The sequence below is a fragment of the Pseudoflavonifractor gallinarum genome, from assembly GCF_014982855.1.
Lineage (GTDB): Bacteria > Bacillota > Clostridia > Oscillospirales > Oscillospiraceae > Pseudoflavonifractor_A > Pseudoflavonifractor_A gallinarum.
This window is the reverse complement of the sequence record NZ_JADCKF010000004.1, coordinates 227,642-252,779: the sequence shown is the minus strand read 5'-3', so window position 1 is coordinate 252,779 and position 25,138 is coordinate 227,642. Positions and strand designations below refer to the sequence as shown.

The 25,138-nt window shown below is 61.2% G+C and carries 23 protein-coding genes, 1 tRNA gene and 1 other RNA gene; 17 read left to right on the top strand and 8 right to left on the bottom strand.

Annotation, left to right across the window (positions count from 1 at the left end):
- The first annotated feature begins 278 nt into the window (after window positions 1-278).
- From INF37_RS06490 to INF37_RS06480, 3 genes are all read left to right on the top strand, one after another.
- On the top strand, window positions 279-767 hold the full coding sequence (locus INF37_RS06490; RefSeq protein ID WP_193537189.1) for a hypothetical protein: 489 nt from the start codon (window positions 279-281) through the stop codon (window positions 765-767).
- A gap of 142 nt (window positions 768-909) precedes the next feature.
- The gene (locus INF37_RS06485; protein ID WP_021748647.1) at window positions 910-1,107 is read left to right on the top strand and encodes a hypothetical protein; all 198 of its coding nucleotides are present in this window, start codon (window positions 910-912) and stop codon (window positions 1,105-1,107) included.
- A gap of 192 nt (window positions 1,108-1,299) precedes the next feature.
- Window positions 1,300-2,823, top strand: a complete 1,524-nt coding sequence (locus tag INF37_RS06480; protein WP_193537187.1) for a recombinase family protein — start codon at window positions 1,300-1,302, stop codon at window positions 2,821-2,823.
- Window positions 2,824-2,869: 46 nt separating this feature from the next.
- Here INF37_RS06480 and INF37_RS06475 read toward each other — a convergent pair.
- Window positions 2,870-2,946, bottom strand: a tRNA-Ala gene (locus INF37_RS06475).
- Window positions 2,947-3,203: 257 nt separating this feature from the next.
- Between INF37_RS06475 and ffs the strand changes: the two genes are divergently transcribed.
- From ffs to INF37_RS06425, 10 genes are all read left to right on the top strand, one after another.
- Window positions 3,204-3,468: signal recognition particle sRNA large type (gene ffs / locus INF37_RS06470), an RNA gene on the top strand.
- Window positions 3,469-3,577: 109 nt separating this feature from the next.
- Window positions 3,578-5,347 (top strand): DNA polymerase III subunit gamma/tau, encoded by a 1,770-nt coding sequence (gene dnaX, locus INF37_RS06465; RefSeq protein WP_193537185.1) that lies wholly within the window; start codon window positions 3,578-3,580, stop codon window positions 5,345-5,347.
- A 45-nt stretch (window positions 5,348-5,392) separates the two neighbouring features.
- The gene (locus tag INF37_RS06460; protein ID WP_101691124.1) at window positions 5,393-5,740 is read left to right on the top strand and encodes a YbaB/EbfC family nucleoid-associated protein; all 348 of its coding nucleotides are present in this window, start codon (window positions 5,393-5,395) and stop codon (window positions 5,738-5,740) included.
- 93 nt (window positions 5,741-5,833) lie between these two features.
- On the top strand, window positions 5,834-6,571 hold the full coding sequence (locus tag INF37_RS06455; RefSeq protein ID WP_235964236.1) for a YoaK family protein: 738 nt from the start codon (window positions 5,834-5,836) through the stop codon (window positions 6,569-6,571).
- Between the two features lie 12 nt (window positions 6,572-6,583).
- Window positions 6,584-7,711 carry a DUF362 domain-containing protein gene (locus INF37_RS06450; protein ID WP_193537183.1) on the top strand — a complete coding sequence of 376 codons (1,128 nt, stop codon included), beginning with the start codon at window positions 6,584-6,586 and terminating at the stop codon, window positions 7,709-7,711.
- 99 nt (window positions 7,712-7,810) lie between these two features.
- Window positions 7,811-8,458, top strand: coding sequence for a deoxyribose-phosphate aldolase (deoC, locus tag INF37_RS06445; RefSeq protein ID WP_101691127.1), 648 nt, complete (start codon window positions 7,811-7,813; stop codon window positions 8,456-8,458).
- Window positions 8,459-8,686: 228 nt separating this feature from the next.
- The gene (locus INF37_RS06440; protein WP_235964235.1) at window positions 8,687-9,859 is read left to right on the top strand and encodes a BMP family lipoprotein; all 1,173 of its coding nucleotides are present in this window, start codon (window positions 8,687-8,689) and stop codon (window positions 9,857-9,859) included.
- Window positions 9,860-10,018: 159 nt separating this feature from the next.
- Window positions 10,019-11,548 carry an ABC transporter ATP-binding protein gene (locus INF37_RS06435; RefSeq protein WP_101691128.1) on the top strand — a complete coding sequence of 510 codons (1,530 nt, stop codon included), beginning with the start codon at window positions 10,019-10,021 and terminating at the stop codon, window positions 11,546-11,548.
- Window positions 11,549-12,724, top strand: a complete 1,176-nt coding sequence (locus INF37_RS06430; protein ID WP_101691129.1) for an ABC transporter permease — start codon at window positions 11,549-11,551, stop codon at window positions 12,722-12,724. It abuts the gene before it with no gap.
- A 38-nt stretch (window positions 12,725-12,762) separates the two neighbouring features.
- Window positions 12,763-13,686, top strand: coding sequence for an ABC transporter permease (locus INF37_RS06425; protein ID WP_101691294.1), 924 nt, complete (start codon window positions 12,763-12,765; stop codon window positions 13,684-13,686).
- A gap of 90 nt (window positions 13,687-13,776) precedes the next feature.
- Here the strand turns inward: INF37_RS06425 and INF37_RS06420 are convergent, their stop codons facing one another.
- The 5 genes from INF37_RS06420 to INF37_RS06400 form a co-directional block, all read right to left on the bottom strand.
- Window positions 13,777-14,256, bottom strand: coding sequence for a GNAT family N-acetyltransferase (locus INF37_RS06420; RefSeq protein ID WP_193537181.1), 480 nt, complete (start codon window positions 14,254-14,256; stop codon window positions 13,777-13,779).
- Between the two features lie 162 nt (window positions 14,257-14,418).
- Window positions 14,419-15,780 (bottom strand): MATE family efflux transporter, encoded by a 1,362-nt coding sequence (locus INF37_RS06415; protein WP_193537179.1) that lies wholly within the window; start codon window positions 15,778-15,780, stop codon window positions 14,419-14,421.
- Window positions 15,781-15,957: 177 nt separating this feature from the next.
- Window positions 15,958-17,310, bottom strand: coding sequence for an 8-oxoguanine deaminase (locus INF37_RS06410; protein ID WP_193537177.1), 1,353 nt, complete (start codon window positions 17,308-17,310; stop codon window positions 15,958-15,960).
- A gap of 116 nt (window positions 17,311-17,426) precedes the next feature.
- Entirely contained in the window at window positions 17,427-19,988 is a 2,562-nt protein-coding gene (locus INF37_RS06405; protein ID WP_193537175.1) for a heavy metal translocating P-type ATPase, read from the bottom strand.
- A 31-nt stretch (window positions 19,989-20,019) separates the two neighbouring features.
- Window positions 20,020-20,283 (bottom strand): metal-sensing transcriptional repressor, encoded by a 264-nt coding sequence (locus tag INF37_RS06400; protein WP_101691134.1) that lies wholly within the window; start codon window positions 20,281-20,283, stop codon window positions 20,020-20,022.
- 160 nt (window positions 20,284-20,443) lie between these two features.
- Between INF37_RS06400 and INF37_RS06395 the strand changes: the two genes are divergently transcribed.
- Genes INF37_RS06395 through INF37_RS06385 form a run of 3 tightly spaced genes read left to right on the top strand, consistent with a single transcriptional unit; the run spans window position 20,444 to window position 22,184 of the window.
- Window positions 20,444-20,797, top strand: a complete 354-nt coding sequence (locus tag INF37_RS06395; protein ID WP_193537173.1) for a GntR family transcriptional regulator — start codon at window positions 20,444-20,446, stop codon at window positions 20,795-20,797.
- Entirely contained in the window at window positions 20,794-21,501 is a 708-nt protein-coding gene (locus INF37_RS06390; protein ID WP_193537171.1) for an ATP-binding cassette domain-containing protein, read from the top strand. The genes INF37_RS06395 and INF37_RS06390 overlap by 4 nt, the downstream gene beginning before the upstream one ends.
- Complete coding sequence (locus tag INF37_RS06385) at window positions 21,498-22,184, top strand: hypothetical protein (protein WP_193537169.1); 687 nt, start codon at window positions 21,498-21,500, stop codon at window positions 22,182-22,184. Before INF37_RS06390 ends, INF37_RS06385 begins: the two co-directional genes overlap by 4 nt.
- Window positions 22,185-22,532: 348 nt before the next feature.
- On the opposite strand, the gene INF37_RS06380 is transcribed toward INF37_RS06385, so the two are convergent.
- Window positions 22,533-22,745 carry a DUF378 domain-containing protein gene (locus INF37_RS06380; protein ID WP_101691138.1) on the bottom strand — a complete coding sequence of 71 codons (213 nt, stop codon included), beginning with the start codon at window positions 22,743-22,745 and terminating at the stop codon, window positions 22,533-22,535.
- 89 nt (window positions 22,746-22,834) lie between these two features.
- Window positions 22,835-23,782 carry an alpha/beta hydrolase gene (locus INF37_RS06375; RefSeq protein WP_101691139.1) on the bottom strand — a complete coding sequence of 316 codons (948 nt, stop codon included), beginning with the start codon at window positions 23,780-23,782 and terminating at the stop codon, window positions 22,835-22,837.
- A 130-nt stretch (window positions 23,783-23,912) separates the two neighbouring features.
- Here INF37_RS06375 and pepT point away from each other — a divergent pair, with 130 nt between their 5' ends.
- Window positions 23,913-25,130: a peptidase T gene (gene pepT, locus INF37_RS06370; protein WP_193537167.1), complete on the top strand. Its 1,218-nt coding sequence runs from the start codon at window positions 23,913-23,915 to the stop codon at window positions 25,128-25,130.
- The last annotated feature ends 8 nt before the right edge of the window (window positions 25,131-25,138 follow it).

Genomic DNA, 25,138 nt, shown 5'->3' with positions numbered 1-25,138 from the left:
GCCCAAGGATAGGAAGCAGAAAACGAAAACTATGACGGTTGGCGAGTATCATACGGCCGCCCGTGGCCAAAGCAAAAAACTGCAGCTCATGAACATCATCAACGACTGTATGCGCCACGCCTCCAGCTGTGAGGAATTCATTGCGTTGATGGAGAGCGAGGGCTACAAGGTGCGCTGGGAAGCGTCCCGACGGAATATCACCTACACCACACCCAGCGGCTGGCAGTGCCGTGACCGCCTGCTGTTCGGGGACAAATATCTGAAGGAGAATATGGAATATGAATTCAGGATCAGAGCAGAAATTATCTATGGACGAGCTGTTGGAAAAGAACCGTCCCGCGCAGATGGTACAGACTACGCAGCCTCCGGCGCAGGAGCCGACAACGCTCCTCGAAGTGCATCCCACGAAAGCGGAGTGGGAGGAACTGCTGAGCAGCCTCTACACACTGGGGGACCACACCGAGAGACAGACCGGCTATCTGAAGAAGATCAGCGAACTGCTGGCGCAGCTCCCGACCCAGACGCAGATGGACGAACTACTGAAAGCAGTGAAGCATCTGGAGCAAATGAGCGAACAGGCTGGGAAGTGGAACGAGAAGCGTTTTTCTCCGCCCAGCACCAGGCTGCCCAGACCGAGTCTGTCGTACATTCCATGGACCAGTTTGCTGTTGGGACTGGTGGCCCTGGCGCTGACTGGGCTGGTGCTGTGGGTGGCGTGGTCCAGTTTGGACACGCTCTGGAGCGCGGCCAAGACAATGCTCCCGTGAGGGACGCCACCACCACGCACTACCACGCAGACAGCAAGGCCCTCCGGAAAGAACGACAAAAGAAAATCGCCCAAGGCCACGCCGAGGACGACCACGAAGAAGAACAGACTTGGCAGCAGACTATGTAAAGGAGGATGATCACATGAGTTATCAGAAGGCAATATATGATCGGGAGCATCCCCGATACTCTGAGCCGACAGAATATATCACGATGGAAGTGGACGGACTGATTGTTGCTCTCCGCTTCAAAAACACCATCACAAAGCCTGACACAGTGTCTGAAATTGAGCAGACGCTGTTGATGGCGCAGGACTTTGAAAATCTGAACAAGCCTGCTTGATTCAGTAGACTTTTTACCAGTGGTGTGGGATACTGTGTGTGCATATGAACCTTGACAATTTAATCTGAGCAAACCATATGCACCGCAGTCCTATACCAGAAAGGACAAGGTGCAATCATGGAAAAAAACAAGCGAGTATACTGCCTCTATCGAGTCTCTACTAAAGGACAGGTAGAAAAAGATGATATCCCGATGCAGAAACAATACTGCCGTGAATTTGCGGAGAGCCAGGGATGGACGATTATCAAAAAATTTGCAGAAAAAGGTGTCTCGGGTTTCAAGGTGGCTGCTGCTGACCGCGACGCGATTCAGGAGATCCGCCAGGACGCTGAGGAACGGAAGTTTGACATCCTGCTGGTGTTCATGTTCGACCGCCTGGGACGGCGGGACGATGAGACGCCCTTCGTGGTAGAGTGGTTCATCCGCAACGGAATCGAAGTGTGGAGTGCAATGGAAGGGCAACAGAAGATGGACGATCATATCGACAAACTGCTGAACTATATCCGTTATTGGCAGGCCTCCGGCGAGAGCCTCAAAACCTCTGCCCGAACAAAGACACGCCTTTCGCAAATCGTGCAGGAGGGGAGGTTCCGGGGCGGGATCGTCCCCTATGGATACCGCCTGGAAAAGCAGGGGCGCTTCAATAAAAAGAATCATGAAGTCAACGAGATTCTGGTTGACCCGGATGAAGCTGCGGTGGTGCGCATCATCTTTGAAAAATATGTCTATGAGGGGTTCGGCGCACAGCGGTTGTCCCGGTGGTTATATAACAACGGCTATCTCAATCGAAAGGGGACCAACTTCGCCAATACCACCATCATCAAAATGCTGAAGAACATCATGTATGTGGGAATCCTGCGCAGTGGGGAAACACGCTCAGAAATCTTTCCGGAGCTGCAAATTGTTCCGCTGGATCTGTATGAGCGAGCACAGGAGTTGATGGGGGCCAGGACAATGCACCACAATGAAGTGCCCTTTAACTCCAAGGGGAAGGCGCTGCTCTCCGGGATGGTCTACTGTGCCCACTGCGGTTCCAAGCTGGTGCTGACCACCAGCAGCGGCAGACGCGCCAAGGGTGAGCCCAAGCGGGAAACCCGTATCCGATACGCCTGCCACTACAAGATCCGCCATCCTCAGGACTGTGATGGTCAGACCGGATACTCCGGCGAGAAACTGGACGGCATTATTGATAAGATCGTCATCCAACTCTTTGAGCGGATGAAGACTGCACCCAGGAGCCAGCTCATTCAAAAGCAGCGGGAGAAAGAACTCCAACTGGCAAACAGTTCAGTAGCAAATCTGGAGAAACTCCACGCCGCCGCAGAACGGGAACTGGAGAGCTACAAGAAAGAGATCATCAAGACCATCAATGGGACTGGCAGTTTTGGAGCGGACATCCTTGGCGAGATGATAGAGGACACCCGAAGCAAGCTGGCGGCGCTGGCCCAGGAGTTGGAACAGGCCAAGGAAAAAGTGGCTGATCTGAAGAGTTCTGCTGTTGCCGTCCAAAAGGAGTATGACAAGATTATGTCCTGGGCCGACCTGTATGCGGGGAGTAGTATCGAGGGAAAGAAGATGATCCTGCGGCAGCTCATTGAGCGGGTGAATATCGGGAAGAACTTTGAAATCGAAGTGGAATTCAAAATCAGTGTCACACAGTTCTTCGACTTCCTACATCCGGAAGGGGACAAGAGTGTGTACTATCGTGCATCCTGAAAGCATGAAAAAACTCGGGAGATCTCAAAACGAGATCTCCCGAGTGTGGTGGACCCGAAGGGGATCGAACCCTCGACCTTACGGATGCGAACCGTACGCTCTCCCAGACTGAGCTACGGGCCCAAATCAACAGTTCCAAAAGCGGAACAGAAGAATAAAGCAATATGAAATTATAGATGAGGCAGAAAACCGAACCCTTTGCGCTCCCAGCTGCGCTACAGGCCTATGACCATGAAATATTATAGCATGAATTTTCGAAATGTAAAGAGTTTTTTGAAAAAAATAAAAAAGCGATATTGCTAATTTGGGGGAAATGATGTATGATAACAAATACGAGCTTTCCGAATGCACGGGCGTCCATTGCCCGGCCTACGGCAAGGCCGCACTAGTTGGGGAGATAGCGGTGCCCTGTACCTGCAATCCGCTACAGCAGGGATGAATCCCGGCCCCCGGATTTTCGTTGTGTCGTCTGACCCAGGTAAGCAGCGATGATGGATCGGTCCCGCGCAACGGGGCCCCGTGAACCGTGTCAGGTGGGGAACCAAGCAGCACTAAGCGGAATGCGCCGTGTGCCGCGGGACTCCCGCTCCTGAGCCGGCTGCCAGGGTAACGGACAGAACGGAAACTTCAAAGGTCGGTGTGCGGTCTTGCCATGTGCCGGGCATATGGCATGGAAGAGGAGCGGGGCGACGGGTCAATACCCGCATCCTCCGCTCCTTTTCACATGAATCGAATTTTTGGCGAGGTGACAGGCATGTATCAGGCACTCTACCGCAAATGGAGACCACGGACCTTTGACGATGTGGTGGGGCAGAGCCATATTACCGATACCCTCAAGCGCCAGGTGGCGGCGGGACGGCTCTCTCACGCCTATCTCTTCACGGGCACCAGAGGGACCGGCAAGACCACCTGCGCCAAGATTCTGGCCCGGGCGGTGAACTGCGAGCACCCGGTCAACGGAAACCCCTGCAACCAGTGTCCCTCCTGCCTGGGGATCGAGAACGGCTCCATTCTGGACGTGCTGGAGCTGGATGCGGCCTCCAACAACGGCGTGGATCAGGTCCGCGCCCTGCGGGATGAGGCGGTCTACACCCCCGCCGCCGTGCGCAAGCGGGTGTATATCGTGGACGAGGTCCACATGCTCTCCACGGCGGCTTTCAACGCCCTGCTGAAGATTTTGGAGGAGCCGCCCGCTCACCTGATGTTCATTCTGGCCACCACCGAGCTCCACAAGGTGCCCGCCACCATCAAGTCCCGCTGCCAGCAGTTCTCCTTCAAGCGGATCCTGGCGGGGGACATCGCCCAGCGCCTGAGCTACGTGGCGGGAGAGGAGGGCATCCAGCTGGCCCCCGAGGGAGCTGCCCTCCTGGCCCGGCTGGCGGACGGCGGCCTGCGGGACGCACTCTCCCTGCTGGACCAGTGCGTCAATCCCAGCGGCGTGATCGGGGAGGCGGAGGTCCTCTCCGCCCTGGGACTGGCCGGTAATTTGGAGACTGCCGCCCTCATGGACCACATCGCCCAGGGCAACACCGCAGCCGCACTGGAGACCCTGGGGCGGCTCTATGGAGCGGGAAAGGATGTGGGGAGCCTGCTGGGAGAGCTGGCCGGTCTGGCGCGGGACCTGTTGGTGCGCAAGACGGCCCCCCAGGGCGGCGCAGCCCTGCTCACCGGCGGATACGATGAGACCACCATGCGCAAGCTCTCCAACCAGCTGGAGCCCCAGCGTCTGATGCAGATGCTGAGCCTCCTGCAGCAGACGGCCGCCGATCTCTCCCGCAGCGGAAATCGGCGCACCGATGCGGAGCTGTGCCTTATTCGGCTGTGCGACACCACGCTGGACAGCAGTCCGGCGGGCTTGAGCGCCCGTCTGGCCCGTCTGGAGGAGCGCTTGGCCCAGGGCGGGACCTTCCAGGCCCAGCCCGCTCCGGCGCAGCCTGCGGCCGCTCCGGTCCAGGCCAAAGCGGTGGAGCCGCAGCCCCAAACGCAGCCGCAGTCTCAGCCCTCCGGGGAGGATCTGCCCCCCTGGGAGGAGGAGCGTCCCCCTCTGCCTGAGGAGCCGGGAGAGCCGGTCTTCTCCGTACCCGAGCCGCCGTCCCCGGCGGCCGAGCGTCCGGCAGTCCGGCGCCGGCCTGCGGCCCCTGCTTCTCCCGCTGGAGCGGGCAGCAAGGCGGCGGGGCATTCTGCCGATCTCTGGCCGGCTGTGGTGGGCGCGGTGCGGGGCAAGGTGCCCATGAGCGACTACCCCTTCCTCAGCAATCCCGCCCAGGTGCAGGGACGGCTGGAGGGCGATCTGCTCACCCTCTGGGTGGACTCCGACTTTACCCGGGTGATGGTGGGCAAGGCTGCCACCCTCCGGGCGGTGGCGGCGGCGGCCGGGGCCATTGTGGGACAGCCGGTCCGCTGCGCGGTGTCGGTGGGCGTTCCGCCGGCGCCCGCTCCAACGGCATCTGCACCGGAGCACGACAATCTGGAGGACCTGCTGGCCCTGGGGCAGCAGTTTGATTCCATTATCATCAAAGAATAAAAGAATCCATTCCGCCGCGGGCGGAATGACAAGGAGGAAACAACGATGGCAAAAGGATTTGGCGGCCGTCCCGGTATGGGCGGTATGGGCGGCATCAACATGAATATGATCAAGCAGGCCCAGAAGATGCAGCAGGACATGCAGCGCATGCAGGCTGAGCTGGAGGAGAAGGAGTACTCCGCTCAGGCCGGCGGCGGCGTGGTGGAGGCTGTGGTCACCGGCAAGCGGGTGCTCAAGAGCCTGACTGTGGATCCCGAGGCAGTGGACCCCGAGGATGTGGAGATGCTCCAGGATCTGATTGTGGCGGCGGTGAACGAGGCTCTGCGCACCGCGGAGCAGGATATGGCCGCGTCCATGCAGAGCATTACCGGCGGTCTGGGACTGCCGTTCTAAGGTCGTGCAGAGAGAGGGCGGGCCGCCAGGCCTGCCCTTTTTGCGTGGAAGGGCCGTCGGGCGGCAAGTTTCGTTTGTGCCGGGCGGCAAGTTATGGTATCATCAAAAGAGGTGGAGGCATTGCAGGCAATCAAACGAAAACAGATGTCGGAGACCTTCCGGCTGGGCGCCGTCCTGGCGCTGGCGGGCGGCTTCCTGGACGCCTATTCTTACAGCGTACGGGGAGGGGTCTTTGCCAATGCAGAGACCGGAAACATGGTTCTCCTGGGCATACACGCCATGCGGGGGGAGTGGCACACCGCGCTGACCTATCTGGTGCCGGTGGCCGCCTTTGCCGCGGGGATCATTGTGGCCGAGTGCATCAAGGCACGGTTTCGGGACAGGGGAGGTATCCACTGGAGACAGCTGAGCGTTCTGGCCGAGCTGTGCATCCTGCTGGTCGTGGCCTTTTTGCCCCAGAGCCTGAACATGGCGGCCAATGTGTCGGTCTCCTTTGTCTGCGCTGTGCAGGTGGAGAGTTTCCGCAAGGTCCACGGAAACGCCTTTGCCACCACCATGTGTACCGGCAACCTGCGCAGCGGGACGGAGCGGCTCTATCAGTTCCTGCGCAGCGGGAATCCGGAGCAGCGCCGGCAGGCGGGGCAGTATTACGGCATCATCCTGTGCTTTATCCTGGGGGCGGCCCTGGGGGCATGGGTGAGTTCGCTGCTGGCGGAGCGGGCGGTACTGATCGCCTGCGTGCTGCTGCTGGCGGCCTTTCTGATGATGTTTTGGAACATGGAGGACCCCTGCGCCGAGGAGGCGGAAGGGTCCCGGGAGAAAACAAGGTAAGGAGAAATGGATATGGAACAAGCAAAGGTCTATTTTACCGATCTGCGGGCGAAGTCCGGGGATAACCTGCTCCAGAAGCTGGAGCGTCTCATCCGCACCGCCGGGATCGACACCATTGATTTTGAGAAGAAGATGGTGGCCATCAAACTCCATTTCGGAGAGCCGGGCAACCTGTCCTTCCTGCGTCCCAACTACGCCAAGGTGGTGGCCGACGTGGTCAAGAGCCTGGGCGGCCTGCCCTTCCTCACCGACTGCAATACCCTCTATGTAGGCCGGCGCAAGAATGCCCTGGAGCACATGGATGCCGCCTATGAGAACGGCTTCTCTCCCTTCAGCACCGGCTGCCAGATCATCATTGGAGACGGCCTCAAGGGCACCGACGACGTGGAGGTCCCGGTGGAGGGCGGCACCTATGTGAAGAAGGCCAAGATCGGCCGGGCGGTCATGGACGCCGATGTGTTCATCTCCCTGAGCCACTTCAAGGGCCATGAGGCCACCGGCTTCGGCGGCGCGCTGAAGAACATCGGCATGGGCTGCGGAAGCCGCGCCGGCAAGATGGAGCAGCACAACGCCGGCAAGCCCGAGGTGAAGACCAACAAGTGCGTGGGCTGCCGCCAGTGCGCCAAGCAGTGCGGTCAGGACGCCATCTCCTACGGGGAGGACCGGAAGGCCTTCATCGACCATGACAAGTGCGTGGGCTGCGGCCGCTGCCTGGGAGCCTGCAACTTTGACGCCATCATCAACCGCAACGCCTGTGCCAACGACGAGCTCAACGCCAAGATTGCCGAGTACTCCAAGGCGGTGCTGGCCGGACGTCCCCACTTCCACATCAGCCTGGTGGTGGACGTCTCTCCCTTCTGCGACTGCCACGCCGAGAACGACCTGCCCATCCTGCCCGATGTGGGTATGTTCGCCTCCTTCGACCCGGTGGCCCTGGATCAGGCCTGCGCCGACGCCTGCATGGAGCAGCAGCCCATCCCCGGCTCCCGCCTGGATGAGAACATGCACGCCCACGATTTCTGCGATCACCACGACCACTTTACCAATAATTTCCCGGAGACCAACTGGAAAAGCTGCCTGGAGCACGCCGAGGCCATCGGCGTGGGCACCCGCTCCTATGAGCTGATCCGTGTCAAATAATGCCGGAAGTGAGCGTGTCCATTGACTTTTGGATGAGCACACGATATAGTGAACCTGTGACAGAGAAAAGCCATGGATTTAGAAAGGAAATGGTATAATATGGACGTAAAACAGATCCTTACCATGTGTGACCACACCCTCCTCAAGCAGGAGGCCACCTGGGAGCAGATCAAGACCATCTGTGATGACGGCAAGGCCTATGACTGCGCCTCGGTGTGCATTCCCGCCTCCTATGTGAAGCAGGCGGCTGAGTATGTGGGCAATGACCTGAAGATCTGCACCGTCATCGGTTTCCCCAACGGGTACTCCACCACGGCGGTGAAGGTCTTTGAGACCGAGGACGCCATCCGCAGCGGGGCCGACGAGATCGACATGGTGGTCAACCTGGGCTGGGTGAAGGACCGCCGCTGGGACGACATTCTGGAGGAGATGAAGGCCATCAAGGCCTCCTGCCAGGGCCGCATCCTCAAGGTCATCGTGGAGGCCTGCCTGCTGACCGAGGAAGAGAAGATCAAGCTCTGTGAGCTGGTCACCGAGTCGGGGGCCGAGTATATCAAGACCTCCACCGGATTCTCCACCGGCGGCGCCACCGTGGCCGACGTGGCCCTCTTCAAGGCCCACATCGGACCTGATGTGAAGATCAAGGCGGCCGGCGGCATCCACTCCTTTGAGGAGGCCCAGGCCATGATCGACGCCGGCGCCAGCCGCATCGGCGCCAGCGCTCTGGTCAAGCTGGTCAAGAAATAAGTTTGTAAAAAAGACGAAAAGAAATTATATGAAAAAGGAGGCTTTTCGGAGTGATCTGAAGAGTCTCCTTTCACTTATGTAACAAATTTTTAAAGATTATTTGCAAAACGGAAAAATGCGGTTGCTCTTTGTAAAAGCATGTTGTATAATACATGCGTATGACAGACGCCGAGGGTCGACAAGCGGCTCCCGTCTGTGCATCCAGTTATGAAAGGAAGGTAGATTACATTGAAGAACTTCAATAAAATCACCGCTCTGCTTCTGTCCGTCGGTATGATCGGCAGCCTGGCCGCCTGCGGCGGCGGCGCTGCGCAGACCAGCACTCCTCCCGCCTCCGGCGCTCCTGTGTCCTCCGGCGAGCCCAGCGGCGTGACCGAGGACTCCGCCGGCAACATCCTGGCCGCCGACGGCAGCTTTGAGATCGCCATGATCACCGATAAGGGCGATATCAACGACAAGTCCTTCAACCAGGGCACCTGGGAGGGCATCAAGAACTACTGCAGCGAGAACGGCAAGACCTGTAAGTACTACAAGCCCGCCGCCGCTACCACCGACGACTATGTCACCTCCATGGAGCAGGCCATCAAGGACGGCGCCAAGGTGGTCGTGACCCCCGGCTTCCTGTTTGAGGAGCCCGTCTATCTGGTGCAGGATCAGTACCCCGATGTGAAGTTCATCCTCATCGACGGTAACCCCCACAACGCTGACTCCAGCGACTACAAGACCGCTGACAACACCGTCGGCATCCTCTTCTCCGAGGAGCAGGTGGGCTACCTGGCCGGCTACGCTGCGGTGAAGGACGGCTACACCAAGCTGGGCTTCATGGGCGGCATGGCGGTTCCCGCCGTGGTGCGCTACGGTTACGGCTACGTGCAGGGCGCTGACGCTGCTGCCGCCGAGCTGGGCGAGACCGTTGAGATGAACTACTACTACACCGGCGACTTCGCCGCTACCCCCGAGGCTCAGACCATGGCTGCCGGCTGGTACACCAGCGGCACCGAGGTCATCTTCGGCTGCGGCGGTTCCGTGGGTAACTCCGTCATGGCCGCGGCTGAGGCCAGCAGCGGCAAGGTCATCGGCGTGGACGTGGATCAGTCCTCCGAGTCCGACACCGTTATCTCCTCCGCTATGAAGGGCCTGTCCTCTGCCGTGGAGCAGATGCTGGACCACTACTACAACGACAGCTTCCCCGGCGGCCAGAACCTGACCCTGGGTGCTGCTGACAACGCCGTGGAGCTGCCCATGGCCACCTCCAAGTGGAACAACTTCACTCAGGAGGACTATGACACTCTGTTCAGCAAGCTGGCTTCCGGTGAGATCACTCTGAAGAAGGATACCGACGCCGAGATCCCCACCGATCTGGGCTGCGCCAATGTGACTCTGAACTACATTGCCGAGTAATTGGCCTTCCATTGTTCCTGCAAATGGGCGGACACCAAGGTGTCCGCCCATTTTTTCTCTCCGAAAGTTCTTTGTGAGAAATAGATAAATTACCTTGCGCCAGGTAGGAAAAAACGGTATAATAAAACAGAAGCAAACAGAGAAGGGAAGTGACAGCGGATGAGTGAGTATGTCATTGAGATGTGCAATATCACGAAAAAATTCCCCGGGATCATTGCCAATGATAACATCACCCTGCAGCTGAAAAAAGGCGAGATACACGCGCTTCTTGGTGAGAACGGAGCGGGTAAATCCACCTTGATGAGCGTCCTGTTCGGACTCTACCAGCCGGAAGAGGGCGTCATCAAAAAAAATGGCCAGGAAGTGCGCATCAAGGACCCCAATGACGCCAACGCCCTGGGCATCGGAATGGTGCACCAGCACTTCAAGCTGGTCCACAATTTCAGCGTGCTGCAAAATATCATTCTGGGCGTGGAGACCGTCCGCGGTGGCTTCCTGAAAATGGATGCCGCCCGGGAGAAGGTCATGGCTCTTTCGGAGCAGTACGGCCTGAAGGTGGATCCGGACGCCCTCATCGAGGACATCACGGTGGGCATGCAGCAGCGTGTGGAGATCCTGAAGATGCTCTACCGCGACAATGAGATCCTGATCTTTGACGAGCCCACCGCCGTGCTCACCCCCCAGGAGATCGAGGAACTGATGAAGATCATGAAGGGGCTGGCTGCCGAGGGCAAGAGCATCCTCTTCATCACCCACAAGCTCAACGAGATCAAAGAGGTGGCCGACCGCTGCACCGTCCTGCGCAAGGGTAAGTATATCGGCACCGTCAATGTCGCCGACGTCTCCAAGGAGGAGATGAGCGAGATGATGGTGGGCCGTAAGGTCTCCCTGAACGTGGAGAAGGACGAGGCCAAACCCAAGGACGTGGTCTTTGAGGTGGAGGGCCTCACCGTGGTCAACAAGGAGCACGGGAAAAAGGTGGTCAACGAGGTGTCCTTCCAGGTCCGCCGGGGCGAGATCGTCTGTATCGCCGGTATCGACGGCAACGGCCAGTCCGAGCTGGTGCAGGCTATCACGGGACTCATCAAGGCCGACCACGGCACGGTCAAGCTCAAGGGCGAGGACATCAGCCACTCCTCCATCCGTCACCGCAACACCCACGGCTTGGGCCACATCCCCGAGGACCGGCACAAGCACGGTCTGGTGCTGGACTATCCCCTCTCCTACAACCTGGTGCTCCAGAGCTATTTTGAGCCGGAGTTCTGCCAGGGCGGCTTCCTGAAGTATGACAAGATCAACCAGTATGCCGAAAAGCTGATCAAGGACTATGACATCCGCTCCGGTCAGGGCGGCAAGACCATTGCCCGCTCCATGTCCGGCGGCAACCAGCAGAAGGCCATCGTGGCCCGGGAGATCGACCGCAACCCGGATCTCCTCATCGCGGTCCAGCCCACCCGCGGCCTGGACGTGGGCGCCATTGAGTATATCCACCGACAGATCGTAGCGGAGCGGGACAAGGGGAAGGGCGTGCTGCTCATCTCCCTGGAGCTGGACGAGGTCATGAACCTCTCCGACCGCATCCTGGTCATCTACGAGGGCGAGATCGTGGCCGATCTGGACCCCAAGGAAGTCACGATCCAGGAGCTGGGCCTCTACATGGCCGGTTCCAAGCGGAAGGGGGCACAGTAAATGAAGGAAAAACGACTGGGAAATCCCCTTCAGCATACAGGCGTACAGAACGTGTTGGCTGCGCTGATCGCCATCCTCATCGGTATGCTGGTGGGCTTTGTTATTCTGCTCATCACCGATTCCTCCATGGCCCTCAAGGGTTTGGGCGCCATCATGACGGGCGGCGTGCAGGACATGAAGAACGTGGGCCAGGTGCTCTACTACGCCACTCCCCTCATCATGACCGGTCTCTCGGTTGGCTTTGCCAAGCGGACGGGCCTCTTTAACATCGGCGGCCCCGGCCAGTTCATGATGGGTGCCTTTGCCGCGGTGTATGTGGGCGTCAAGTGGACCTTCCTCCCCGGCGGCATCCACTGCCTGGTGGCCATCCTGGCCGCCTGCCTGATGGGCGCCCTGTGGGGCGTGGTGCCCGGTCTGCTCAAGGCCTACTGCAACATCAACGAGGTCATCACCTGCATCATGATGAACTATATCGGCATGAGCACCTCCAATGTGCTCATCCGGGCCTATATCTTCGACCGCACCAAGAACCAGTCCCTCCGTCCCGTGGACGGGGCCAACCTGCCCAAGTTGGGCTTTGACAAGATCTTTGTGGCCGATGTGGGCACTCCCTCCAGCGTGAATGCCGGTATCCTGGTGGCCATTCTGTTGGCCATTGTGGTCTGGGTCATCCTCTCCAAGACCAAGCTGGGCTATGAGCTCAAGGCCTGCGGCTTCAACAAGGACGCGGCCAAGTACGCCGGCATCAGCGAGAAGCGCAATGTGGTGCTGGCCATGGTCATCGCCGGCGCGCTCTCCGGCATCGGCGGCGGCCTGAACTACCTGGCGGGCGCCGGCACCGGCATCGCCGTGGGCAGCGAGCTGGCCCAGCAGGGCTTTGACGGCATCGCCGTGGCCCTCCTCGGCATGTCCAACCCCATCGCAATCATCTTCACCGGCATCCTGATGGCCTATCTGACGGTGGGCGGCCTGGCGATGCAGAGCTACGGCTTTGTCTCCCAGATCATCTCCATCATCACCTCCGTCATCGTCTACTTTGCCGCCTTCATCCTCTTCTTCAGCCAGATCATCGGCAAGCTGGGCAAGCGGGGCGGAAAGAACGACGCCAATGCCAATGCGGATCAGACGCCCCCCGCGCCGCCGGTCCAGACTGAGAAAGGAGGCGACGCTCAGTGAAACTCGATGAACTGATTTTTTTCCTGGTCCAGCAGACCATGTATTTTGCCATCCCCCTGCTGGTGGTGGCCCTGGGCGGCCTCTTTGCGGAGCGCTCCGGTATCGTCAACATCGCCCTGGACGGTATCATGATCATTGGCGCCTTTACCGGCATCATGTTTTTGCAGATGGTGCAGGCTACCGGCATGAGCGGTCAGGGAATGCTCCTGGCGGCCCTGGTGGTGGCGGCCCTGTCCGGTGTGATCATCAGTGCCGTGCATGGCTTTGCCTCCATCAACATGAAGGCGGATCAGACCATCTCCGGTACGGCCATCAATACCTTTGCTCCCGCCTTTGCCATCTTTGTGGCCCGTATGATGACCGGCGTGCAGCAGATCCCCTTCAAGAACGACTTCCTGATCCGGAAGGTGCCTGTGCTGGGTGATATCCCCGTGATCGGTCCCATGTTCTTCCAGAACGCCTATATCACCACCTATCTGGGTGTGCTGATTCTGGTGGCGTCCTGGGTCGTGCTCTACAAGACCCGCTTTGGCCTGCGCCTGCGGGCCTGCGGTGAGCATCCCCAGGCGGCTGACTCGGTGGGCGTCAACGTCTACAAGATGCGCTATGCCGGCACGCTGCTCTCCGGCGCGCTGGCGGGCATCGGCGGCGTGATCTTCGTGGTGCCCACCTCCACCAACTTCAACGCCACCGTGTCCGGCTACGGCTTCCTGGCCATCGCCGTGCTCATCTTCGGCCAGTGGAAGCCCGGCCGCATCGCGCTGGCCGCCCTCTTCTTCGGCTTCATGAAGACCCTGTCGGTGAGCTATGGCCTGATCCCGGGCATCAAGGACCTGAGCATCTCGGGCGAGATCTACAAGATGGTCCCCTATATTGCCACCCTGATCGTGCTGGCTTTCACCTCCAAGAACTCCGCCGCGCCCCGCGCCGAGGGTATCCCCTACGACAAGGGCCAGCGCTGAGAAAAGACGAAACATTCCTGCCCGCTGTGCAGGATGAGAGAAAAAATATGCTGGACATGGTTTTATCCACCGTGTCCAGCATATTTTTCTTTATTCGGCCAGATGGGTAAGGGTATCGCCTGCGATGCGGTACACCGTCCAATCGGACATGGGCTCTGCACCGAGCGACCGGTAAAAATCGATACTGGGCTGATTCCAGTCAAGACACCACCACTCCATCCGTCCGCACTTCCGCTCAACCGCGATGGAGGCCAGCCGTTTCAAAATGGCTTTTCCATAGCCCTTCCCCCGGTATTCCGGCTTTACGTACAGATCTTCCAGGTAAATTCCCGCACGCCCCAGGAAGGTCGAAAAGTTGTGGAAGAAGAGGGCGAACCCGATCTCGTTTCCATCCACAAGGGCGAAGAGGACCTCTGCCTTCTGCCGGTCAAAGATCCACTCTTCCAGGGTCGCTTCATCTGCGACGACTTCGTGCAGCATCTTTTCATAGTCGGCAAGCTCCCGGATAAACTGTAAAATCAGAGGGACATCTTCCCGTGTGGCGGATCGAAACGCAAGCTCTTTTTTCATGCTGGATCATCCCATTCCTTTCGTGATTTTGCTCCGCAAAGGAAGCGGCATCGTCTGAACGCTTCTAGGCTATTGTATCATAGGTGCTGGGCCGCAGCTACCATAGAATGTTTTAACCGCCCGAACAGCGTTTGGCTGTCCGGGCGGTTGATTCAGGAGTGATCAGATCAGACGGATGCGCTTCCACTTGCCCTGGACAAAGCGGAAAATGAAGATCAGGGCACGGACCCACCAGTCGATGATCATGGCGATCCACACGCCCAGCAGACCCAGATCCAGCCCCCAGGAGCAGGAGAGCAGATAGCTGAAGCCGATCCGGAAGAGGAACATGGAGGCCAGGGACACCGCCATGGTGAAGACTGCGTCGCCCGCCGCCCGCAGAGCGTTGGGCAGGGTAAAGGCCAGCGGCCAGATGATCAGGTCAAAGACCGCACACCAGCGCAGGACCTCGGCCGCCATATCCGCTGCCTCCGGGGTGAGCTGGAAGATGGAGCAGAGGGGCGCGGCAAAGAAGAACATGATGAGGGCCAGAGTTCCCATAGAGAGATAGACAATGCTGACCAGCTTCCGGGTGTAGGAGACGGCCTGCTCCGGGGCCTGGGCCCCCATGCACTGGCCCACCACGGTGATCATGGCCAGACCGATGGCCTGACCGGGGACGTTGACCACGCCGGCGATGCTGTTGGCAATGGCGTTGGCGGCCACTGCGTTGGTGCCAAAGGAGGTAATGAGGCTGAGCACCACCAGCTTGCCCGTCTGGAAGAGGCCGTTTTCCAGGCCGTTGGGGATGCCGATGGTGAGGATGCGTCCCACCATGTCGCCCCGGAACTGGAAGCGGAAGAGTCCCTCAATGCGCAGGACATTGTTATGGTGCTGAAGCAGGTAGAGGATGATCACCGCGGCCACGATGCGGGAGACCAGCGTGCCGATGCCCGCGCCCAGGGCGCCCATGTGGAACCCGTAGATGAGCACCGCGTTGACCGCCACGTTGACCAGGTTCACGATGAGGGAGTTGAACATGGAGACCTTGCTGTTGCCCATGGAGCGGAAGAGGGCGGCTCCGGCGTTGTAGAGGGAGATGAAGGGGTAGGCCAGGGCGGTGGCCAGGAAGTAGACCAAGGCGCTGTCCATGACGTCGGGCTCGATCTGTCCGAAGAGCAGGGAGAGGATGTGCTGCTGGAAGATCAGGGCGACAGCCATCAGGGCCACAGCCAGGGCAAAAACGGCATAGAGCAGCTGTTTGGCCGCGGTACGGGCGCTCTCCACATCCCGCCGGCCCAGATACTGGGAGCAGACCACCGCGCCGCCGGTGGACAGGGCGGAAAAGATCTGGATGATGAGCTGGTTGACATTGTCCACCAGGGAGACGCCGGACACGGCGGCCTGCCCGGCGGTGGTCACCATGACGGTGTCCATCATGCCTACGCTCATGAGCAGGAACTGCTCGATGACCAGGGGAATGATGAGTCGGATGAGTGCCTGGCGGGAAAAGAGTGGTTTCAGAGATGTTTCCGTCTGACCCAAGGGAGGAGCCTCCTTTTCCTGATTTCTCCGGGGAGAAAAAGATCAATCAACCGCACAGGCGGTTGATTCAGTAGGCTTAATTGTAGCACAGTCAACTTCTTTGACAAGGGCCATTTTCCACAAAAAAGTCGTCCGCTTTCCGAAAAAAGCGGACGACTCTATGGGGAGCAGGGAAAATCAGCGGTCCAGATAGCGATGGACCACCGCGTTGGCCTGGGAGACAGCCCGGGCCTCGTCCAGAGTGGTGAGCTCGCCCCGCTGGACCACGGGGACGCCGTTGACGATGGTATAGTCCACACTGCCCTTGAGGCCGACCGTGCCCAGCATGGACTTGGGGTCGAACTGGGCGCCTACCAGGGGGAGCTGCTCCAGATTGACCAGGAAGCAGTCGGCCGCCATGTTGGGGGCCAGATAGCCGATGTCGGTGCGGCCCAGGATCTGGGCGGAGCCCCGGGTGGCCATCTTGAGAAGGTCGTATCCGGTGGGGGCGTCCTGGCTGGAGTGGAGCCGGTGGAGCAGGTAGGCCACCCGCAGCTCTTCCAGCATGTCGCAGCCGTCGTTGGAGGCCGAGCCGTCCAGGGCCAGTCCCACCGGCACGTGGAGCCGGAGCATGTCGGGCACCCGGCACACACCGGAGGAGAGCTTCATGTTGGAGGCGGGGCAGTGGGCCACGCCGGTGCCGGTCTCGGCCAGGATGCGCAGCTCGTCGTCATCGAAGTGGATGCCGTGGGCGTACCACACGTCGGGGCCGGTCCAGCCCAGACTCTCCATATAGGCCACCGGGCGCATGCCGAAGCGCTCCAGAGTATAGCGCTCCTCGTCCTTGGTCTCGGCCACATGGGTGTGGAGGCGTACGCCCAGGGAGCGGGCCAGCTTGGCGCTCTCCCGCATGAGGTCACCGGTCACCGAGAAGGGGGAGCAGGGGGCGAGGGCCACCTGGTGCATGGAGAAGCGGGAGGCATCGTGCCAGGTGCGCACCAGACGCTCGGAGTCGGCCATGATGGCGTCGATGGACTGGACCACGCTGTCGGGGGGAAGACCGCCGTCCTTCTGGGACAGGTCCATGGAGCCCCGGGAGGCGTGGAAGCGCATTCCCAGGGTATCGGCGGCCCGGAACTGGGCGGCCACCAGGTCCCCGGCGTGGGCGGGGAAGACATAGTGGTGGTCAAAGCAGGTGGTGCAGCCGGTTTTCAGCATCTCGGCCATACCGGTGAGGGAGGAGTGGTAGACCACCTCCTCGTCCAGGTTTTTCCACACCTCGTAGAGGGTCTGGAGCCAGGGGAAGAGCTCCATCCGCTGGACCTCGGGCAGGTTGCGGGAGAAGATCTGATAGAGGTGGTGATGGGTGTTCACAAGGCCGGGATAGACCACCATGTCGGACGCGTCGATGGTCTGGTCGGCGTGCATCAGCTCGGGACCGATGTACTCGATGGCGTTGTCCCGGATGAAGAGGTTGGCATGTTCCCAGAGGGTATCCTGGTCGTCGCAGGAGACGATATAACGGGCATTGCGGATGAGCAGTGTAGACATATCAAAGCCTCCAGTCTTAGGATACCTTTATCATACCATACAAATTTATAGGCTGCAAGAAAATAAAAAAGGCCCCGCCCGGCCGGGAGCGATCCACGGCGGAGCGGGGCGGGAGGTCACTGGATGGCGGTGACCTCGTAGCCGGCGTCGGTGACGGTCTGGGTGAGCAGAGCGTCGGACACGTCGGCGGAGAGGGTGACGGTGGCGGATTTGCCCTCCAGGTCCATCACCACGGAAGAGACGCCCTCCAGAGCGGAGAGGGCCTTCTCCACCCGGCCGGTGCAGTGAGAGCACATCATGCCCTCGATGGTCAGTTTCTTTGTCATGGAAAACACTCCTTTGGTTGAGATTGGTTCCCCACATCCACAGGGGGTATCAGAGGGAGCGGAGGGGGCGCTGGGGGAGAACCTGGGCTTGAACAGCCGCAGGCGCAGGGCGTTGCTCACCACGCACACCGAGCTCATGCTCATGGCGGCGGAGGCAAACATGGGGTTGAGCATTATATGGAACAGGGGGTACCACACACCGGCAGCCAGGGGAATGCCGATGATGTTGTAGATAAAGGCCCAGAAGAGATTCTGCTTGATGTTGCGGATGACTGATTTGGAGAGCTCCACAGCCGTGACCGCGTCCAGAAGGTCGCTCTTCATGAGCACGATGTCGGCCGACTCGATGGCCACGTCGGTACCAGCACCGATGGCCAGACCCACGTCGGCCCGGGCCAGCGCGGGGGCGTCGTTGATGCCGTCGCCCACCATGGCCACCTTCCGGCCCTGGCTCTGAAGGGCGGCCACCTGCCGCTCCTTGTCCTGGGGCAGGACCTCGGCGATGATCTCATCCACGCCCAGGCTGCGGCCCACCGCCTGAGCGGTGCGGGCGTTGTCGCCGGTGAGCATGACCACCCGGATCCCCAGGGCGTGGAAGCCCTCCACCGCGGCGGCGCTGGTGGGCTTGGGCAGGTCGGCCACGGCGATGATGCCCAGCAGTTCCCCATCCCGGGCGAAGAAGAGGGGCGTCTTGCCCTGGGCGGCCAATTCTTCTGCCTGTCCGGCGGCCGCCCCCAGGGAAATGCCCTCGTCGGCCAAGAGGGCGGCGTTGCCCGCCAGGAACTGTCCGCCCTGGATCTCGCCGCGGATGCCCTTGCCGTGGAGGGCGGCAAAGCCGCTGACCGGGGCCAGGGGGATCTCCCGCTCCTGGGCGGCGGAGACGATGGCGGAGGAGAGGGGGTGCTCCGAGGGTTTTTCCAGGGAGGCGGCCACGCACAGCAGTTCCTCCTCCGTGGTATCCCCCAGGGGGAGGACCTCGGTGACCCGGGGCTTGCCTTGGGTGAGGGTGCCCGTCTTGTCCAGCACCACTGTGTCGATGGCGTGGAGGGTCTCCAGCGCCTGGGCGGATTTGATCAGGATGCCGTGCTCCGCGCCCTTGCCGGTGCCCACCATGATGGCCACGGGGGTGGCCAGACCCAGGGCGCAGGGGCAGGAGATGACCAGCACGGCCACCCCAGCGGTGAGGGCCCGGGCGATGTCGCCCCCGGTGACGGCCAGCCACACCAGGGCGGTGACCAGGGCGATGCCGATGACCACCGGGACAAAGACGCCCGCCACCCGGTCGGCCAGCTTGGCAATGGGGGCCTTGGAGGCCGAGGCCTCCTCCACCAGGCGGATCATCTGGGAGAGGGTGGTGTCCTCGCCCACCCGGGTGGCCTCAAAGGTGAAGGTGCCCGACTGGTTGATGGAGGCGGCGGCCACCTTGGCGCCGGGGGCTTTCTCCACCGGGATGGACTCGCCGGTGAGGGCGCTCTCATCCACCGAGGACCAGCCCTCCACCACCACGCCGTCCACGGGGACCCGGCCACCGGGCTTGACCACGATGCGCTCGCCCACGGCCACCTCTTCCACCGGGACCTCCACCTCCGCGCCGTTCCGGAGGACGGTGGCGGTCTTGGGGGAGAGGTCCATCAGCCGGGAGATGGCCTGTCCGGTCTTGCCCTTGGAGCGGGTCTCCAGGAATTTACCCAGGGTGATGAGGGTGAGGATCATGCCCGCCGACTCCAGGTAGAGGTCCATGGACCACTTGTCCACCCGGGCGGCATCCCCGTGGCCCAGGCCCCAGGCGATCTGATAGAGGGCGGCCACACCGTAGAGAACGGCGGCGGCCGAGCCCAGGGCGATGAGGGAGTCCATATTGGGGGCGCGCTTCCACAGGGTCTTGAAGCCCACCTTGTAGTATTTGTCGTTGATATACAGGATGGGCAGGACCAGCAGGAACTGGGTCAGGGCGAAGAGCATGGCGTTTTCCCGGCCGTGGAAGAGGGCGGGGAGGGGCCACCCCATCATATGGCCCATGGAGAGGTAGAAGAGCGGGATCAGGAAGCAGAAGGAGAGGATCAGGCGGAGCTTCATCTGCCGCAGCTCCTCGCCCAGGGTGTCAGGAGGCTGAGTCCCCTCCCGCCGGGCGGTTTTGGCCGCGCCGGGCAGAGAGGCGCCGTAGCCCGCGTCCACCACCGCCTCGACGATGTCAGCCGGGGTAACGGCGGTCTGGTCGTAATCCACCAGCATGGAGCCCGTCATCAGGTTCACGCTGACGGAGCGCACGCCCGCCACCTTACCCACGGCCTTTTCCACATGGGAAGAGCAGGCGGTGCAGGTCATGCCGGTCACATGGTATGTCTCTTTCATGGAGTCCTCCTCAGAAGGGATGCGGCGGGCCTCACCGGAGGATGCGGCCCAGGGTATCCACAAATTCGTCGATTTTCTGCTGGCGGTCGGCCTCGCTGGCGGCGTGCTTGACGCAGTGCTCCAGATGGGCGGCCAGGATCTCCTGGTTGACCCGCTTGAGCAGGGCCTCGGTGGCCATGACCTGGGTGGAGATGTCGATGCAGTAGCGGTCCTCCTCCACCATTTTGAGGATGCCGTCCAGCTGGCCCCGGGCGGTCTTGAGCAGCCGCTGGACCTTGGCGTGATCTGCCATCATGGGGCAGCCCTCCTTTGTCAAAGTAATACTCCCCGGGGGTGGGGTGTAACTGGAGTATACCCCAAGAAGCAGGCGGTTGTCAAGGGGTAACCGCACAGAATCTTGACAAACATGTGTTACGGTGTATTATATAAGTAGAACACCTGTGGAGGTGAGAGACATGCAGTTTTCCACCAGTTCACCCATCTATCTTCAGGTCATGGACTGTATCAAACGGGAGATCATATCCGGACGCCGCCGCCCGGGGGATCGGGTGGAGAGCGTGCGCACCCTGGCGGCCTTCTATGGCATCAATCTGAATACCATGCAGCGGGCCTGCTCGGAGCTGGAGCGCGAGGGGGTGCTGGTGACCCGACGGGGCGTGGGGTCCTTTGTCACGGAGGATCAGGAGCGGATCCATCGCCTGCGGGAGCATATGGCCGACGAACTGGTGGAGCACTTTCGCCGTGAGATGGCCGCGCTGGGCTTTACAGAGGAAGAGATGACCCTGCGTTTGCAAGGAGGGAAGCCATGAATATTCTGGAAGTAAAGGGACTCCATAAGAGCTTTGGGGACCGCCAGGTTCTGAGCGGCTGTTCCCTGAAGGTAGGAGAGGGGCGCATCATCGGTCTGCTGGGGCCCAGCGGGGCGGGGAAGAGCACCCTGCTGCGCTGTATTGCGGGCCTGCTCCGGCCCGAGTGGGGGACCATCCGCCTGCGGGGGGAGGAGATCCGCCCCAAGGACCGGCCCCGCATCGCCTACCTGGCCGACCACACCCTGCTCCCCGGAGGGCTCTACGTGCGGGACGCCTGCGCCTATTATCTGGACCTCTTTCCCACCGCCGACCGGGAGCGGGTGTGGCGGGAGGTGGAGCGCCATCACATCCCGTGGCAGCGGCGGGTCCGGGACCTCTCCCGGGGAGAGGCGGAACAGCTGGAATTACTCCTCCTGCTCCAGCGGGAGGCCGAGCTCTATCTGCTGGATGAGCCGCTGGGCGGCGTGGACCCAGTGACCAGAAGGGAGATCCTGCGGGAGCTGATGGACTCCATGGACGGCACGCGGAGCATCCTGCTCTCCACCCATCTGGTCCACGATATGGAGCCGGTGCTGGACGAGGCGGTCTTCCTCCGGCACGGGGCGGTGGCTCTCCACGCCCCTGCGGAGGAGATCCGGGCCGTCCACGGCTGCTCCGTGGAGGAGCACTACCTCCATGTGTTTGGAAAGGAGGGGACGGTATGAGAGGGCTGCTGCGCATCATCCGCTGGGAGTGGCATGGAAAATTGAACGGCCAGGATTTCTTTATCTGTGCGATCGTAGTTCTTATGCTGGCCTGCGTCAACGGGAGCGTGGTCAAGGGCGGAGAGTGGCGGTACAGCTTCCTGCTGCCCTTCCTGGGCCTTATCTGGGTCTTCTGGTCGGGGTATGTGTGGCTACGCTGTGAGGAGCCGCTGGAGCGTCTGGCCGGTATCCCGCCCTGGCAGGCCGTGGGCGGCCGGCTCCTGTGCTGGGCGGCGCTCTTCAGCGCACTGGAGCTGGTGCGTCAGGTATCCCTCTATCTGGGCCTCCCGCCCTCCGCCAACCTTCCGGGGAATTGGCGCGAGCTGGGGCTTATCTGCCGGGAGAGCGCTGTGGGAACCCTCCTGGGGCTGCGGACCGGTATAAGTGTGGTGGTGCTGGGCACGGCGCTGAGCGAGATCTATCTGACGGTGCTGCTGCGCAACCGGATCCCTTGGATGGGGAACGAGGCGGGGAGTTGCAGTATGGGGGTATGGTTTGGGATCTACTGTGCTCTTTTCCTCGGCATATCGCTCTGTCGGATTTGGAGCTGGGGCGTGTGCTGGGCAACCTTGGCGGTGCTGGTGGCACTCTTCCCCCTGTGCTGCTGGCTCCTGGCAAAAAAACTCGAGTCGGAGACCCGGTAGAGGAAGTTCCTGCGCCGGTCTTTTGAAACTGAAAAGCGGCGGGCCGAAACCTCGGCCCGCCGCAGTCTGTCCATAAAGTGTATTTCTGAGATTTGTGCGGTAAGAGCCTCGCAGAGTTCCGCCGTCCGCAGGCGGCGGAAAAAAGTCAGATCGTGTTTTCCGGCGGCGTGTACGTCGGGAAACACACTGCTCAGGACGCAAGTGTGCGAGCATCAGCGAGTGCATGCGGCGTCCTGCATCCCCTCTCAAAAATGCTTGCATTTTTGAGAAGCGTGTCGAACCTGTTCGATACGCTCAAAGCGGCGGGCCGAAACCTCGGCCCGCCGCTTTCACATGGGATACGGGAGATCAGGTGTGCTGGCCCGCAGTGGTGGTGTCCCGGAACAGGAGGGAGATGCACCACAGGGAGGCAAGCCCCACCAGAGCAAAGATGATGCGGCTGAAGGTGGCGCCCTGGCCGCCAAACAGGAAACCGACCAGGTCGAACCCAAAAATGCCGATGCTGCCCCAGTTGATGCCGCCGATGATGGCCAGCGTCAGGGCGAGTTTGTCAATGAACATAGTCAAAAAGACCTCCTCAAACTTCGGATTCCAGGATTAGCTTGACCGTTCCGCCGCCGATTATGCAAAAAATTTGAATTTGAAGGGGTTTACCCGTTGGAGGAAGGGGGAAGATGGGCCTCCAACCAGGCGAGCACGTCGGCGTAGACCTCTTCCCGGTTGCGCTCGTTGAGCATTTCGTGCCGCCCCTCCGGGTAGAGCTTCAGCGTGAGGTCCCGGACGCCTGCATCCCGGAAGAGTCCGGCCACCTTGCGCACCCCCGCTCCGCTGCCCCCCACGGGGTCCCGGTCTCCGGAGAAGAGGAGCACAGGGGTGTCCGGGTCCATGTGCTTCAGGTTGGCGGGGCTACCGATGAACTGAAGGCCCCCCATCATATCCCGGAACATCCCCACGGTGGGGACAAACTGACACAGGGGGTCGGCGTTGTAGGCGTCCACCACGGCTTCGTCCCGGCTGATCCAGTCGTTGGCGGTGCGGTTGGGCCGGAACTGGCGGTTATAGGCCCCCAGGGAGAGGGAGGTCACCAGCTTGCTGCGGGTATTGCTCCCCCGCACCGCGCAGAGCAGGGAGGAGATGGCCTTACCGAAGGCCACCAAGGGGGCGCTCTCCTGGCCGGTCCCTGAGAGGATGCAGCCGTCCACCATCCCCGGCCAGCGGATGAGACAGGTCCGGGCCACAAAGGAGCCCATGGAGTGCCCCAGCAGGAACCAGGGAAGACCGGGGAAGTGCTCCCCCTCCCGCTCCCGCAGGGCGTGTACGTCCCGGGCCAGATAGTCCCAACCATTGCGCTCGCCCAGGAAGCCGTATTCCCCGGGACCGGCTGCGGTTCGGCCGTGGCCCAGGTGGTCGTGTCCGCACACGGCGAATCCATGTTCATTCAGAAAACGGGCAAAATGGTCATACCGGCCCATGTGCTCCGAAATCCCGTGGACCAGCTGGACCACCGCCCGGGGCGGCGCGGAGGGGGTCCACTCCACCGCCTGGACGGTGTGGAGGCCGTCGCTGGAGGGGAAGGAAACGGATTGGAAGTTTGTCATGGAACTGTCACTCCTTTTGTGGTAAAATAGGGAGGCGAAGATATCACCTGCCCATGTCTTTGGGTGGAGAACAAGGCCCCCGGCGGGTCCCTCCCCCGGGCAGAGGCAACCTGGAAAGGAAGTGCGATGCATGCATGTCATCGACCGTTTTTTGAAGTACGTCTCCTATGATACCCAGTCCGATGAGAACTCTTCCACCGTGCCCACCACGGAGAAGCAGAAGGTACTGGGCAGCGCCCTGGCGGCCGAGTTGGCCCAGATGGGGCTCCAGAACGCCCACATGACCGAGCAGGGCTATGTGTACGCCTGGCTGCCCGCCACCCCCGGGTGTGAGGGGATCCCCTGCATGGGGCTCATCGCCCATATGGACACCTCGCCCGACGCGCCGGGCGGCGGAGTTCAGGCCCGGATCGTCCGCTACGAGGGCGGGGACATCGTGCTCAACCAGGAGAAGGGCATCGTCATGCGCGCCAGTGAGTTTGAGAGCCTGGAGAAGTACGTGGGGAAGGATCTGATCGTCACCGACGGCACCACTCTGCTGGGGGCGGACGACAAGGCGGGCGTGGCGGAGATCGTCTCGGCCATGGAATACCTCACCGCCCATCCGGAGATCCCCCACGGCCGCATCGCGGTGGGCTTCACCCCCGACGAGGAGGTGGGCGCGGGCGCCGACTGCTTCGACATCGAGGGATTCGGCGCGGCGGTGGCCTACACGGTGGACGGCGGCGAGCTGGGCGAGCTGGAGTATGAGAACTTCAACGCCGCCGGGGCCAAGGTGGTCGTCCACGGCGTCAACATCCATCCGGGCTCTGCCAAGAACAAGATGAAGAACGCCCTGCTCATCGGCCACGAGTTTGTCTCCCTCCTGCCTCCTGCCGAGACTCCCGCCCACACGGAGGGCTACGAGGGCTTCTACCACCTCTCCAACATGGCGGGGGATGAGACCCGGACCGAGCTGAGCTACATCATCCGGGACCACGACCGCGCCCGCTTTGAGGACCGGAAGCGGACCATGGAGCGCACCGCCGCCTATCTCAACGACAAGTACGGCGCGGGCACGGTGGAGCTGGAGCTGAAGGACCAGTATTACAACATGCGGGAGAAGATCGAGCCCCACATGTACCTGGTCCTCAAGGCCCGGGCAGCCATGGAGGCCTGCGGGGTCACCCCGCTGGAGGTGCCCATCCGCGGCGGTACCGACGGGGCCCGCCTCTCCTACGAGGGCCTGCCCTGTCCCAACCTGTGCACCGGCGGCGTGAACTTCCACGGCGTCCACGAGTACATCCCCACCTTTGCGCTGGAGAAGATGGTGGAGGTGCTGGTGCGCCTGGTGACCGCGGAGGGATAACCGGAGCA